Origin of the sequence: Streptomyces sp. NPDC050548 (assembly GCF_044457385.1) — a bacterium.
Lineage (GTDB): Bacteria > Actinomycetota > Actinomycetes > Streptomycetales > Streptomycetaceae > Streptomyces.
Genome location: NZ_JBITGV010000003.1, coordinates 644,748 through 657,784 on the forward strand (window position 1 = coordinate 644,748; position 13,037 = coordinate 657,784).

Below are 13,037 nucleotides of genomic sequence, written 5' to 3' on the forward strand. Positions count from 1 at the left end.
CCGCCACAGTCAGCCCGTCCGGTGTTTGAGGACGAGGCCCCTTCAGGGCCGAAGCGGGGGCCTGGGGGCGGCAGCCCCCAGCAACGGCGCTCACCCCCCACCGACCGACTACCGTTCACTCATATGCGCACCCTCCTGATCACCGGCCCAGGCGGCAGCGGCCGCAGCACCCTCGCCGCCGCCACCGCACAAGCCGCCGCAGGCAACGGCACTCGCACCCTGCTCCTGGGGGCGGACCGGGCCGACACCCTCGGCGCGGCCCTCGCCGTGCCGACAGGAGCGGCGCCCGTCCGGGTCACCGACCACCTCACCGCCTGGCGCCCCGACGCCACGGAGTCGTTCCGCGCAGACCTCACCGCCTTCCAGAACCGGGCCTCCTCCGCCCTCGAACTCCTGGGCGCCGCCCGCCTGGACGCGGAAGAACTCACCCCCCTCCCCGGCGCCGAGGAACTGGCCCTGCTCCGCGCCCTGCGCGACGCGGCCCTCTCGGAGGCCTACGACCTCCTCGTCGTAGACCTCCCGCCCACCCCCCAGGCCCTCGCCCTCCTCGCCCTCCCCGAGGAACTCCGCCGCTACCTCCGCCGCCTCCTCCCCGCGGAGCGCCAGGCGGCCCGCGCCCTGCGCCCGGTCCTCGGCCGCCTCGCCGGCGTCCCGATGCCCTCGGAGTGGCTCTACGACACCGCGGGCCGCTGGGACGTGGAACTGGCGGCCGTCGAGGCGGTCCTCGCCGACCGGAACACCTCCGTACGCCTGGTCGCCGAACCCGGCCCGGCAGGCGCCGACGCCGTCCGCGCGGCCGGTCTCGCCCTCGCCCTGCGCGGCCTGCGCCCGGACGTACTGATCGCCAACCGGGTGCTGCCCGAGTCCGTCGAGGACACCTGGCTCGCCGGCCTCAACGCCCAGCAGCGCAAGACCCTGGACGAGTGGCAGGGCACGTACGACTGCCATCCCGTCCGCCACCTCGGCCACGACCCGCGCGGCACCGACGACCTCGCCGCGCTCGCCGTGCCCGGTGTCAACGCGACCGGCTCCACGGTCGAGTGGCCCGTGACCGACGAACTCGCCGAAGACGGAGTTCTGGTCTGGCACATCCCGCTGCCCGGCGCGATACGGGACGAGCTGGACCTCGTCCGCCGCGGCGACGAACTGGTCGTCACCGTCGGCCAGTTCCGCCGTATCGTCCCCCTGCCCTCGGCCCTGCGCCGCTGCACCGTGGCAGGCGCCGCCCTCCGCGAGGGCGAGCTGCGCATCCGCTTCACACCCGACCCGGGACTGTGGCCGCAGGGAAGGTGAGCATTGGTGCGTGCGGAGACGTGAAGCACGTACGCCCATTCGGGTAACGTCGTAGAGACGAACCGTAGTCAGGAGTCCGTCATGAGCGAAGAGCTCCCCCCGTACGAGGCCGGCAAGGAAGAGGCGCTCGACGAGGTGCGGGCGACCGACGCCGACGCCTGGGCGACGGCGGCCGCCGAAGACCTCGCGGCGGAGAAGGCCCGCCGCCGCACCCAGTACGGCCCGCCCCCGGGCTCGGCCGCCGAGGAACTGCGCAAGCTCGTCGACACCGTCACGGACAAGCTGGCCGGCCTTCAGTCACCGCTGCTCGGCCAGGTCGCGGGACCGGCCGCCCAGCAGGTGGTCAAGCAGGTCGTCCAGCAGGCCAAGGCCGCCGTCGAGCCCGTCATCGAACGCAACCCGGACGTCTTCGACCACCTCGCGGCGGCCGGAAACGAACTCCTCGCCGCGTACCGCTCAGCCGTCCAGGCCCAGGAACAGCGCTGGACGGCCCGCGACAGCGAACTCAAGAACCTGCGCGACCCGGGCGACGACTCCGGCCCCGGAGAGCGCATCGACCTCGACTAGGACCTGCTCCGGAGGGCCCGCTCTCCGGACCGACGTCGCCAATCCGACGCCGGCCCCTCGGGTACGGTGGGCCGTAGCGGGGCTCGACCGAAACTGAGGGATTCATGGGACTCACCATCGGCGTCGACATCGGCGGCACCAAGATCGCGGCCGGCGTGGTCGATGAGGAAGGCAACATCCTGTCGACCCACCAGGTGCCCACCCCGGGCACGCCCGAGGGCATCGTCGACGCCATCGCCGCCGCCGTCGACGGAGCGCGCGCCGGGCACGAGATCGTGGGCGTGGGCATCGGCGCGGCAGGTTACGTCAACCGGCAGCGCTCCACCGTCTACTTCGCGCCGAACATCGACTGGCGCCAGGAGCCGCTGAAGGACAAGGTCGAGGCCCGCGTGGGCCTCCCCGTCGTCGTGGAGAACGACGCGAACGCCGCGGCCTGGGGCGAGTACAAGTTCGGCGCCGGCAAGGGCCACCGCAACGTCATCTGCATCACCCTCGGCACCGGCCTCGGCGGCGGCATCATCATCGGCAACAAGCTGCGCCGCGGGCACTTCGGGGTGGCCGCCGAGTTCGGCCACATCCGCATGGTGCCGGACGGCCTGCTGTGCGGCTGCGGCTCACAGGGCTGCTGGGAGCAGTACGCCTCCGGCCGCGCCCTCGTCCGCTACGCCAAGCAGCGCGCCAACGCGACCCCCGAGGCCGCGGACGTCCTGCTCTCGCTCGGCGACGGCACCCCCGAGGGCATCGAGGGCAAGCACATCTCCATGGCCGCCCGGCAGGGCGACCCGGTCGCCGTCGACTCCTACCGCGAGCTGGCCCGCTGGGCCGGCGCCGGCCTCGCCGACCTGGCCTCCCTCTTCGACCCCTCCGCGTTCATCGTCGGCGGCGGCCTCTCGGACGAGGGCGAACTCGTCCTCGACCCGATCCGCAAGTCCTACAAACGCTGGCTGGTGGGCGGCAACTGGCGCCCGGTGGCCGACGTGATCGCGGCCCAGCTGGGCAACAAGGCGGGGATGGTCGGAGCGGCGGACCTGGCACGAGAGCCCGACCCGATCATGTAAAGCGCGTCGCCTCATGTCTTTAGGGGCGCGGGGCTGTGTAAATGTGCGGCTCCGCCGCGTGGGCGCGACCAGTCGCGAACGACCGGCAGCCGCTCGTGTTCCTCGCGCCTCGCTATTGCTTTTGGGGCGCGGGGAACTGCGCGACCAGCCACATCCGACCGGCAGTCGCACACGTACCCCGCGCCCCGAGCCATTGGGCGCGCAGCCGTTTCCGTCGCGGCGTAAATTGATCCACATGGCGCCGCTCCCCAACTCCCGCACCGAACCCGACGGTTCCGCGATCATCCGCGTCCTGAGCTACAACATCCGCTCGATGCGCGACGACACAGCCGCCCTGGCCCGGGTGATCAGGGCCTGCGCCCCGGACCTCGTCCTCATCCAGGAAGCCCCCCGCTTCTTCCGCTGGCGCAAGAAGCTCGCCAGACTGGCGTCCGCCTCCGACCTGGTCGTCCTCTCCGGCGGCGGCACCGCCGCGGGTCCGGCCCTGCTCTGCTCGCTCCGGGCGACAGTCGAACGCACCGAGGACGTACTCCTCCCCCTCACCCCCGGCGAACACCGCCGCGGCTTCGCGACTGCGGTCGTCCGCTTCGGCGGCGCCCGGCTCGGCGTCCTCAGCTGCCACCTCAGCCTGCGCGAGGACGAGCGCTACGACCAGGGCGGCATGCTGCTCGACCGGCTGGCCGGCATGGGCGTGGACCACGCGATCGCGGGCGGCGACCTCAACGACCGCCCCGGAGGCCGGACTTTCACCCGGCTGGCCAAGGACCTCCAGGACTGCTGGGTCACCAGCCCCTGGGGCAAGGAGTACACCTGGACCCCCGGCAACCCCTTCCAGCGCATCGACGCGATCTTCGCGACGCAGGGCGTCGAGGTGCTGGGGTGCGGGGTGCCGTCGGAGCAGCCGGGAGTGACGGAGACAGATTTGAGGGCGGCCACGGACCACTTCCCGGTCCTGGCCGCCCTCAAAGTGCCCGCGAGTTAGACGACGGCCCCGCGCCCGGGGTCGTCCCCCTCCTCGTCGTCCGTCCGCATCCGCATCACCAGCGTGCCGAAGCCGCCCAGGAAGCCGCCGATGCCGACGGTCGCCAGCCACCAGGTCATGTCCCAGCCGAGCAGCACCGCCAGCAGGAGGAGGATCGGGCCGCCGATCACCCCGAGCCAGGCGAACTTGGCCGTCGTGTCGGCGGCCGGCAGCGGCGGCGGCTCCGGCGGCACGAAGTGGCCCTCGTCGTCCTCGTCGAAGTCCTCCTCGGAGGCGTCCGGCGCGGTGTAGTCGCGGGGGCCGCCGACGCCGGGAGCGAAGGAGACGGAGCTGCCCAGCGGCTTGGCGGGCGGCGGCTCCTCCGCGCCTGTGTCCTTGTCCTTGGAGGACTGCTCCTTGGCCTTGGGCTGCTCGTCGTTCTTCTCGGGGTCGAGCAGCGCCAGGTCCTCGATCGACTTGAACGGCTTGGCGCCCGGCGGATCCTTGGGCTCGTCACCGTATCCGGCGACGATCGCGGCCCACGCGGCCTCCTCGTCGAACGGGACGCCCTGCTCGTCCGGTTCGAGGCCCTCGCGGTCGGAGTCGTGCTCAGCCACCTGTGGCCGTCCCTTCCTGCTCGCTCACCCGGCCCGTGTCGGACGCCTGCTTGCCGACACTGGGTGCGAGCCGGCCGATGAACGTGAAGCTCTCCTCGAAAATCCGGTCCGCGTCGTGGTCCAACGTCGCGACGTGGTAGCTCTGTTCCAGCAGGATTTCCGTCACGTCGGCCGAGGAAACGCGGCTGAGGACACGGGCCGAGTCGGCCGGCGGCACCACATGGTCCTGGGTGCTGTGCAGCAGCAGAAGCGGCTGGGTGACCTGCGGCAGCTCGCGGTCGACCAGCCGGAAGAAAATGCGCAGCGAGTGCGCGGAGTGCAGCGGCACCTTGTCGTAGCCGACCTCGTCGCTGCCCTCCTTCGCGATGTCGCTGGCGATACCCGGCGCCGTACGCACCAGGTGGCGGGCGACCGGAAGGGCGTACGCGGCGAGGCCGTGCACCTTGATACCGGGGTTGACGACCACGACTCCGCTGATCTCGTCGCCGTGCTTCGCGGCCAGCCGCAGGGCCAGCGCGCCGCCCATGGACAGGCCCGCGACGAAGACCTGCGAGCAGCGCTCGCGCAGGGCGCGCAGCTCGCGGTCCACCTCCGCGTACCAGTCCTGCCAGCCGGTGAGCTGCATGTCCTCCCAGCGGGTGCCGTGCCCGGGCAGCAGCGGCAGCGACACGGTGAGGCCGCGCTCGGCCAGATACTCCGCCCAGGGGCGCAGCGACTGCGGGGAACCGGTGAAGCCGTGGCAGAGGAGAACTCCGACCTCCCCGCCCTCGTGGCGGTACGGCTCGGCTCCGGGGAGGACCGGCACCTTCGGTCTCCTGTTCATGAGAGGGGCGTGTTCATGTTCATGAAGAAGGGTGTGCGTCAGTGAGGCGTGAACGAGTCCAGGTGCGGTTAACCGTACGCGACCGCACTGACACCGACCAGGGCCGTCGGGTCCTTTGACGGTGCTCCGGGTTAAGGTCTGATCGATGAGCACAGGAGGCACTCGGTTGTTGTACGGCACGATGAAGGTCGCCATCGGTGGGCCGCTGAAGGTCGCCTTCCGGCCGTGGGTGGAGGGCCTTGAGAACATTCCGGCGGAGGGCGCCGCCATTCTGGCGAGCAATCACCTCTCGTTCTCGGACTCGTTCTTCCTGCCCGCGGTCCTCGACCGCAAGGTGACCTTCATCGCGAAGGCCGAGTACTTCACGACGCCCGGGGTGAAGGGCAAGCTGACGGCCGCGTTCTTCAAGGGTGCCGGCCAGCTTCCGGTGGACCGCTCGGGTGCGCGCGGGGCGGGCGAGGCCGCGATCAAGGCCGGGCTCGACGTCCTGGAGCGCGGTGAACTGTTCGGTATCTATCCGGAGGGCACGCGCTCCCCGGACGGCCGCCTGTACCGCGGCAAACCCGGCGGCCTCGCGCGCGTGGCGCTCGCCAGCGGTGCCCCGGTGATCCCGGTCGCGATGATCGACACGGAGAAGATCCAGCCGCCGGGCAAGGTCGTGCCGAAGCTGATGCGCCCGGGCATCCGGATCGGCAAGCCGCTCGACTTCAGCCGGTACAACGGCATGGAGCACGACCGTTTCGTGCTGCGCGCCGTGACCGACGAGGTCATGTACGAAATCATGAAGCTCTCCGGCCAGGAGTACGTAGACATCTACGCGACGGCCGCCAAGCGGCAGATCGCGGAGGCGGCGAAGGCCGAGAAGGAAGCGGACAAGGCCGGCAAGGCCGCGCTCGCACAAGCGGAGAAGGAACAGACCAGCCCCTAGGGTGGGGTCGGCTGTGTCGGGGGTGGGGGAGTTGGCCAAGCGCGAGCGCGTCATCAGAATGTCGGTCGAGCAGCCGCTGTGGCGTGCCCTGAGCGGCTACCGGGTGCTGACCATGCTGTACGCGGTCGGACTGTTCGCCTCCGAGTACGACCAGTTCGACCGCCCGGGCATCGCCATCGCCTTCTACGTCGTCCTGTTCGTCTGGACGCTCGCCACCCTGCCCCGCGTGCAGAGCGCGGTCGCCTGCACCAAGCGCTTCCTCGCCGCCGACCTCGCGATCGCGCTGACCGGCATCGTCCTCACCCCGCTCGCGGCCAACGACCACCACATCGACAGCGGCGGCCCCACCCTGCCGTCGATATGGACCGCAGGCTCGGTCCTCGCCTACGCCATCAAGGGCGGCTGGCGCTGGGCCGCGTTCGCCTCCACCCCGGTCGCCGTCGCCAACCTGATCGAACGCGGCTCCCCGGCCCGCGACACCGTCCACAACGTGGTGCTCGTCTGGGTCGCCTCCATCGCCATCGGCTACGTCGTGGAGGTCGCCCGCGCCTCCGAGCGCACCCTCGCCCGCGCCCTGGAGATCGAGGCCACCACCCGGGAGCGGGAGCGGCTCGCCCGGGACATCCACGACGGTGTGCTCCAGGTGCTGGCCATGGTGCAGCGGCGCGGTGCCGTGCTCGGCGGCGAGGCGGGCGAACTGGGCCGGATGGCGGGCGAGCAGGAGATCGCCCTGCGCACCCTGGTCTCCGGCGGCCTGGTGCCCGTCTCCCGGATCTCGCTGGACGCGGCGGAGGGCGCGGTCGTGAGAGCCGTGGAGGAGGAATCCGATGATGTCGACGAAGACGGTCCGGTGGATCTTCGGTCGCTGCTCGCCCCGTACGCCGCGGCGAAGGTGAGTTTCGCCGAGCCCGGTGCCCCGGTGCCGTTGCCCGCGCCCGCCGCGAAGGAGCTGGCCGCCGCTGTCGGTGCCGCGCTGGACAATGTGCGCAGGCATGCCGGTGACGAGGCCCGTGCCTGGATCCTGGTCGAGGACGAGCCCGGGGAGGTCGTGGTGACCGTGCGGGACGACGGGCCCGGTATCCCCGAGGGGCGGCTCGCGCAGGCCGAGGGGGAGGGGCGGCTCGGGGTCGCCCTGTCGATCCGGGGGCGGCTGCGGGACCTGGGCGGCAGTGCCGAGTTGGTCTCGATTCCCGGGCAGGGCACGGAAGTTGAGTTGAAGGTACCGAAGGCGCGGGGGAAGGCGGGGGCACGATGAGTGAGCAGCGGGGCCCGATCAGGGTCATGGTGGTCGACGACCATCCGATGTGGCGCGATGCCGTGGCGCGCGACCTGGCCGAGTCCGGCTTCGAGGTGGTCGCCACCGCCGGGGACGGCGAGCAGGCGGTACGCCGGGCCCGGGCCGCCGCCCCGGACGTGTTGGTCCTCGACCTGAACCTGCCGGTGCTGCCCGGTGTCCAGGTCTGCAAGGAACTGGTGGGCGCCAACCCGGCGTTGCGCGTCCTGGTGCTCTCGGCGAGTGGTGAGCACGCCGACGTGCTGGAGGCGGTGAAGTCGGGCGCGACGGGTTATCTGCTCAAGTCGGCTTCCACGGAAGAGCTGTTGGACGCGGTGCGGCGGACGGCCGTCGGTGACCCGGTGTTCACCCCGGGGCTCGCCGGACTGGTCCTGGGCGAGTACCGCCGCCTGGCCTCCGACCCGGCACCGGCCGCCGGCAGCGACGAGCCCAAGGCGCCCCAACTCACCGACCGGGAGACCGAGGTGCTGCGCCTGGTCGCCAAGGGCCTGAGCTACAAGCAGATCGCCGAACGCCTGGTCATCTCGCACCGCACGGTCCAGAACCACGTCCAGAACACCCTGGGCAAGCTCCAGTTGCACAACCGCGTGGAGCTGGTGCGGTACGCGATAGAGCGCGGCCTCGACGACGCGTAGCCGGGCCGGGGTAGATCAACTACCCGACAATTCAACTGAATTGATCTCGGAATTGACCTTCCCGCCCATCCCCCTGTGACCTGGATCACCATTAGCGTGGCTGTCACAGGAAACTGCGGCGAAGGGAATTTTCCATGCGCGTCGGAGTACTGACCGGAGGCGGCGACTGCCCCGGACTCAACGCCGTCATCCGGGGCATCGTCCGCAAGGGCGTCCAGGAGTTCGGCTACGACTTCGTCGGCTACCGGGACGGCTGGCGAGGCCCGCTCGAAGGCGACACCGTCCGTCTCGACATCCCCGCGGTGCGCGGCATCCTGCCCCGCGGCGGCACCATCCTCGGCTCCTCCCGCACCAACCCGCTGAAGCTGGAGAACGGCATCGGCCGCATCAAGGCCAACCTCGCCGCGCAGGAGGTCGACGCACTCATCGTGATCGGCGGCGAAGACACCCTCGGCGTGGCCGCGCGGCTCTCGGACGAGTACGGCGTGCCGTGCGTCGGCGTACCGAAGACCATCGACAACGACCTGTCCGCCACCGACTACACCTTCGGCTTCGACACCGCCGTGGGCATCGCCACCGAGGCCATCGACCGGCTGCACACCACCGCCGAGTCGCACATGCGGGTCCTCGTCTGCGAGGTCATGGGCCGGCACGCCGGCTGGATAGCGATCCACTCCGGCCTGGCCGGCGGCGCCAACGTCATCCTCATCCCCGAGCAGCGCTTCGACGTCGAGCAGGTGTGCGGCTGGATCACCTCCCGCTTCAAGGCGTCGTACGCCCCGATCGTGGTCGTAGCGGAGGGGGCCATGCCCAAGGACGGCGACGTGGTCCTCAAGGACGGCACCCTCGACTCCTTCGGGCACGTCCGGCTGTCCGGGGTCGGCGAATGGCTGGCCAAGGAGATCGAGAAGCGGACCGGCAAGGAGGCCCGCACCACCGTCCTCGGGCACATCCAGCGCGGCGGTACGCCCAGCGCCTTCGACCGCTGGCTGGCCACCCGCTTCGGCCTGCACGCCATCGAGGCGGTCCGCGACGGCGACTTCGGCAAGATGGTCGCCCTGCGCGGCACGGACATCGTCCGCGTACCCATCGCGGAGGCCACGGCCCAGCTGAAGACGGTGGATCCGAAGCTGTACGAGGAGGTCGCGGTGTTCTTCGGCTGAGGCGTGGCCGCACTTCGGGCGCCGGCCGGGCGACTCAGCCCGGCCGGCGCTCCACCGGCTTCGACTACACCGACCGCGTGCTCGTCCCCCGCAGCTGACCCACCAACTCCCGTACGACAGCGGCCCCGTTGAGCGTCAGCACGGACTCCGGGTGGAACTGCACACCGGCGAACCCCGGCCCCCGCAGCGCATGCACCTCACCACTCGCGCTACGGCTGACCTCCACACCATGGGCCTCCAGCTCGGCGGCGGCCTCGTCGTCGCAGCGTGCCACGAAGCTGTTGTAGAAGCCGACGGTCTCCTCCCGCCCGAACAGATCGACCGTCGTCTGCGCCCCCTGGTACGGAACCTCCTTGCGTACGATCTCCAACCCCAGCTCCGCCGCGATCAGTTCGTGCCCGAGGCACACACCGAGGACGCCGTGCCGGTTCTCGCGGAGGGACTCGGCGGTCAGGTCCCGCAGGAACCGCATCTTCGGGTCGGCCGTGTCGGAGGGGTCACCGGGGCCCGGCCCCAGGACCACCGGCCCCTCGTGCGCGAGCACCGCCTCCCGCAGCCCCTCCTCGTCGTACCGCCGCACGGTCACCTCCAGACCGCTCGACCGCAGCACATGCGCGAGCATCGCCGTGAAGGTGTCCTCCCCGTCGACGACCAGCGCGTGCCCGGTCAGCTCCTCGGAGCGCTCCTGCATCCGTAGCCAGAAGGGGGCCAGAGAGGTGCGGCGACCGTCGAGGGCGGCGCGCACCCGGGGGTCGTCGGCCAGCCGGGGGCGGGTGCTCTCCTCGCGCGGCCGGGACGGTCGTACGCCGAGAGCCGCCAGGACTCCCGCCGCCTTCGCGTGGGTCTCCGCGACCTCGCCCGCCGGGTCGGAGCCGCGGACGAGGGTGGCGCCCACCGGGACCCGCAGCCGGCCGGCCGGGTCGATGTCGGCGGTGCGGATGAGGATGGGGGAGTCGAGGGTCTGGGCGCCGCCGGAGTCGTGGCCGAGCAGGGCCAGTGCGGCGCCGTAGTAGCCCCTTCCGCCCACCTCGTGGCGTTCGATGACCCGGCAGGCGTTCTGCACCGGCGACCCGGTGACGGTCGCCGCGAACATCGTCTCCTTCAGGACCTCCCGCACGTCCAGCGTGGACCGGCCGCGCAACTCGTACTCGGTGTGCGCGAGATGGGCCATCTCCTTCAGCCGGGGCCCGACGACGACCCCGCCCATGTCGCCGACCGTGCACATCATCTTGAGTTCCTCGTCGACGACCATCGACAGCTCCTCGATCTCCTTGCCGTCGGCGAGGAAGGCGAGCAGGTGCTCGGGGGTGGGACCTTCCGCCGGATAGCGGTACGTCCCGCTGATCGGGTTCATGACGACGGTCCCGCCGGACATCCGCACGTGCACCTCGGGGCTCGCGCCCACGAGCGTGCGCTCCCCGGTGTGCACGACGAACGTCCAGTACGCGCCCCGCTCTTCTTCGAGGAGCCGTCGGAAGAGCGCGAGAGCGTCTTTGCGCGAGAACCCCGGGATCTCGCCCTCGTACGTCCGCCGGACGACGAAGTTGGCGCCCTCGCCGCGCCCGATCTCCTCCCGCAGCACCCGCCCGACGATCTCCCCGTACGCCTCGTCACCGACGTCGAAGCCACCGCCCTCGACCCGTACGTCGTGCGCGGGCAGCTGGTCCAGGGCGTCGGCGAGCGGGATGCCGTACGACTCCTCGGGGGTGAGGAAGGCCAGGGGAGTGCCGTCGTCACGGACGTCGAAGCCGCGTTCGCGGATCTGGCGGAAGGGGATCAGGGCCAGGCCCTCGGCGGGGAGGTCGGCGAGGCGGTCGTGGGTGGAGACCGGGCCGAGGAAGACCTCGACCGTGTTCTCGTCGTGGCCCGGTGTGCGGCGGCGCAGCAGGGCGAACGGGCGGTCGTCGGTCAGCAGCTGTGTCAGGTCCATGGTTCCTCTGCCATCGATGGGTGAGGAACGGCCCCGGAAACGCCGAAGGCCGCCCTCAGGCGGCCTTCGCGAAGTACTGGGAGTACGCGCAGTCAGTGGGCCGCCGGATGAGCGGTCCACCACCAGTTCTGGGTCGAATGCGCGAACATGGCACGCACCCTACCCCACGCCCAGGTGAGCATGGGGACGTCTCACCTGTCGAGCCGTGCGAAAACGACTCGACACGACCCCGTAATGTTGAGGACGTGACCGTGAACGCTAAGACCAGCGCCAGCGCTGGCAACACCTGGCGAGACCTGCCCGCGGCGCAGCAGCCCGAGTACCCCGACACCGAGGCTCTGCGCGCAGTGATCGCGGACCTCGCGTCGTATCCGCCGCTCGTCTTCGCGGGCGAGTGCGACCAGCTGCGTGCCCGGTTGGCGGCCGTCGCCAAGGGAGAGGCGTTCCTCCTCCAGGGCGGCGACTGTGCCGAGGCCTTCGACGCGGTGTCCGCCGACCACATCCGCAACAAGCTGAAGACCCTCCTCCAGATGGGCGCCGTACTGACGTACGCCGCCTCGGTGCCGGTGGTCAAGGTCGGCCGTATCGCCGGCCAGTACTCCAAGCCGCGCTCCAAGGGGACCGAGACCCGCGACGGGGTGACCCTCCCCACCTACCGGGGCGACTCCGTCAACGGCTTCGCCTTCACCGAAGAGGCCCGTGTCCCGGACCCCGAGCGCCTGAAGCGGATGTACAACGCGTCCGCCTCCACGCTCAACCTGGTCCGCGCCTTCACCACCGGCGGCTACGCCGACCTGCGCCAGGTGCACGCCTGGAACCAGGACTTCGTGAAGTCGTCCCCGTCGGGTCAGCGCTACGAGCAGCTCGCGCGGGAGATCGACAACGCGCTGAACTTCATGCGGGCCTGCGGGACCGACCCGGAGGAGTTCAAGACCGTCGAGTTCTACTCCTCGCACGAGGCGCTGCTGCTGGACTACGAGTCGGCCCTCACCCGGGTCGACTCCCGCACCGGCAGGCTCTACGACGTCTCCGGGCACATGGTGTGGATCGGCGAGCGCACCCGCCAACTGGACGGCGCGCACATCGAGTTCGCCTCCCAGATCCGCAACCCGATCGGCATCAAGCTCGGCCCGACGACCACCGCCGAGGACGCGCTGCAGTACATCGAGCGCCTCGACCCGGACCGCGAGCCGGGCCGGCTCACCTTCATCGTGCGGATGGGCGCGGACAAGGTCCGCGACAAGCTGCCCGAGCTGGTCGAGAAGGTCACCGCGTCCGGCGCGACCGTCGCCTGGATCACCGACCCGATGCACGGCAACACGTACGAGGCGGCCTCCGGCCACAAGACCCGCCGCTTCGACGACGTGCTCGACGAGGTGAAGGGCTTCTTCGAGGTCCACAAGGGCCTCGGCACCCACCCGGGCGGCATCCACGTCGAGCTGACCGGTGACGATGTCACCGAGTGCGTGGGCGGCGGCGACGAGATCTTCGTCGACGACCTGCACCAGCGCTACGAGACGGCCTGCGACCCGCGCCTCAACCGCAGCCAGTCCCTTGACCTGGCCTTCCTCGTCGCCGAGATGTACAGGGACCAGTAACCGTTTCACCTGTTACAGCAGAGTGGGGGGGGGGGGGGGGGGGGGGGGGGGGGGGGGGGGGGGCCGCCGCCGGGGGGGGGGGGGGGGGGGGGGGGGGGGGGGGGGGGGGGGGGGGCGCGCCCCCCCCCCCCCCCACACGGCGAGGTGTCCCACGCGACCCCCGTTAGAAT

Annotated in this window: 13 protein-coding genes; 9 read left to right on the forward strand and 4 right to left on the reverse strand. The window is 71.2% G+C overall.

The features are described from left to right. Positions 1–123: 123 nt before the first annotated feature. From ACIBJH_RS13145 to ACIBJH_RS13160, 4 genes are all read left to right on the forward strand, one after another. The gene (locus ACIBJH_RS13145) at positions 124–1,293 is read left to right on the forward strand and encodes an ArsA family ATPase (protein ID WP_399116905.1); all 1,170 of its coding nucleotides are present in this window, start codon (positions 124–126) and stop codon (positions 1,291–1,293) included. Positions 1,294–1,374: 81 nt separating this feature from the next. After that, the gene (locus tag ACIBJH_RS13150) at positions 1,375–1,860 is read left to right on the forward strand and encodes a DUF5304 domain-containing protein (protein WP_200711590.1); all 486 of its coding nucleotides are present in this window, start codon (positions 1,375–1,377) and stop codon (positions 1,858–1,860) included. 104 nt (positions 1,861–1,964) lie between these two features. Beyond that, complete coding sequence (locus ACIBJH_RS13155; RefSeq protein WP_200711589.1) at positions 1,965–2,918, forward strand: ROK family glucokinase; 954 nt, start codon at positions 1,965–1,967, stop codon at positions 2,916–2,918. Between the two features lie 235 nt (positions 2,919–3,153). Further along, on the forward strand, positions 3,154–3,900 hold the full coding sequence (locus ACIBJH_RS13160; protein WP_399116906.1) for an endonuclease/exonuclease/phosphatase family protein: 747 nt from the start codon (positions 3,154–3,156) through the stop codon (positions 3,898–3,900). Here ACIBJH_RS13160 and ACIBJH_RS13165 read toward each other — a convergent pair. After that, positions 3,897–4,496 (reverse strand): hypothetical protein, encoded by a 600-nt coding sequence (locus tag ACIBJH_RS13165; protein ID WP_399116907.1) that lies wholly within the window; start codon positions 4,494–4,496, stop codon positions 3,897–3,899. The two genes, ACIBJH_RS13160 and ACIBJH_RS13165, sit on opposite strands and share 4 nt — an antisense overlap. After that, on the reverse strand, positions 4,489–5,301 hold the full coding sequence (locus tag ACIBJH_RS13170; RefSeq protein WP_399116944.1) for an alpha/beta hydrolase: 813 nt from the start codon (positions 5,299–5,301) through the stop codon (positions 4,489–4,491). Before ACIBJH_RS13170 ends, ACIBJH_RS13165 begins: the two co-directional genes overlap by 8 nt. A gap of 199 nt (positions 5,302–5,500) precedes the next feature. Here ACIBJH_RS13170 and ACIBJH_RS13175 point away from each other — a divergent pair, with 199 nt between their 5' ends. From ACIBJH_RS13175 to ACIBJH_RS13190, 4 genes are all read left to right on the forward strand, one after another. Then, complete coding sequence (locus ACIBJH_RS13175) at positions 5,501–6,247, forward strand: lysophospholipid acyltransferase family protein (RefSeq protein WP_399116945.1); 747 nt, start codon at positions 5,501–5,503, stop codon at positions 6,245–6,247. Between the two features lie 31 nt (positions 6,248–6,278). Next, positions 6,279–7,502, forward strand: coding sequence for a MacS family sensor histidine kinase (gene macS / locus ACIBJH_RS13180; protein ID WP_399116946.1), 1,224 nt, complete (start codon positions 6,279–6,281; stop codon positions 7,500–7,502). Beyond that, positions 7,499–8,176 carry a response regulator gene (locus ACIBJH_RS13185; RefSeq protein WP_399116908.1) on the forward strand — a complete coding sequence of 226 codons (678 nt, stop codon included), beginning with the start codon at positions 7,499–7,501 and terminating at the stop codon, positions 8,174–8,176. Before macS ends, ACIBJH_RS13185 begins: the two co-directional genes overlap by 4 nt. A gap of 134 nt (positions 8,177–8,310) precedes the next feature. Beyond that, complete coding sequence (locus ACIBJH_RS13190) at positions 8,311–9,339, forward strand: 6-phosphofructokinase (RefSeq protein ID WP_399116909.1); 1,029 nt, start codon at positions 8,311–8,313, stop codon at positions 9,337–9,339. Between the two features lie 64 nt (positions 9,340–9,403). Here ACIBJH_RS13190 and ACIBJH_RS13195 read toward each other — a convergent pair whose 3' ends face one another. Together ACIBJH_RS13195 and ACIBJH_RS13200 are read right to left on the reverse strand one after the other, a co-directional pair. Further along, positions 9,404–11,269, reverse strand: a complete 1,866-nt coding sequence (locus ACIBJH_RS13195; protein WP_399116910.1) for an anthranilate synthase family protein — start codon at positions 11,267–11,269, stop codon at positions 9,404–9,406. Between the two features lie 92 nt (positions 11,270–11,361). Continuing rightward, the gene (locus tag ACIBJH_RS13200) at positions 11,362–11,451 is read right to left on the reverse strand and encodes a trp operon leader peptide (RefSeq protein ID WP_399116911.1); all 90 of its coding nucleotides are present in this window, start codon (positions 11,449–11,451) and stop codon (positions 11,362–11,364) included. Positions 11,452–11,514: 63 nt separating this feature from the next. Here ACIBJH_RS13200 and ACIBJH_RS13205 point away from each other — a divergent pair, with 63 nt between their 5' ends. Then, the gene (locus ACIBJH_RS13205) at positions 11,515–12,867 is read left to right on the forward strand and encodes a class II 3-deoxy-7-phosphoheptulonate synthase (RefSeq protein ID WP_399116913.1); all 1,353 of its coding nucleotides are present in this window, start codon (positions 11,515–11,517) and stop codon (positions 12,865–12,867) included. Positions 12,868–13,037: the final 170 nt, after the last annotated feature.

Bases quoted from the DNA above. Each gene is read 5' to 3' on its own strand.
- ACIBJH_RS13160 (WP_399116906.1), top strand. From the start codon at position 3,154: ATGGCGCCGCTCCCCAACTCCCGCACCGAACCCGACGGTTCCGCGATC.
- ACIBJH_RS13190 (WP_399116909.1), top strand. From the start codon at position 8,311: ATGCGCGTCGGAGTACTGACCGGAGGCGGCGACTGCCCCGGACTCAAC.
- ACIBJH_RS13200 (WP_399116911.1), bottom strand. From the start codon at position 11,451: ATGCTCACCTGGGCGTGGGGTAGGGTGCGTGCCATGTTCGCGCATTCG.
- ACIBJH_RS13150 (WP_200711590.1), top strand. From the start codon at position 1,375: ATGAGCGAAGAGCTCCCCCCGTACGAGGCCGGCAAGGAAGAGGCGCTC.
- ACIBJH_RS13185 (WP_399116908.1), top strand. From the start codon at position 7,499: ATGAGTGAGCAGCGGGGCCCGATCAGGGTCATGGTGGTCGACGACCAT.
- ACIBJH_RS13145 (WP_399116905.1), top strand. From the start codon at position 124: ATGCGCACCCTCCTGATCACCGGCCCAGGCGGCAGCGGCCGCAGCACC.
- ACIBJH_RS13195 (WP_399116910.1), bottom strand. From the start codon at position 11,269: ATGGACCTGACACAGCTGCTGACCGACGACCGCCCGTTCGCCCTGCTG.
- ACIBJH_RS13155 (WP_200711589.1), top strand. From the start codon at position 1,965: ATGGGACTCACCATCGGCGTCGACATCGGCGGCACCAAGATCGCGGCC.
- ACIBJH_RS13175 (WP_399116945.1), top strand. From the start codon at position 5,501: ATGAAGGTCGCCATCGGTGGGCCGCTGAAGGTCGCCTTCCGGCCGTGG.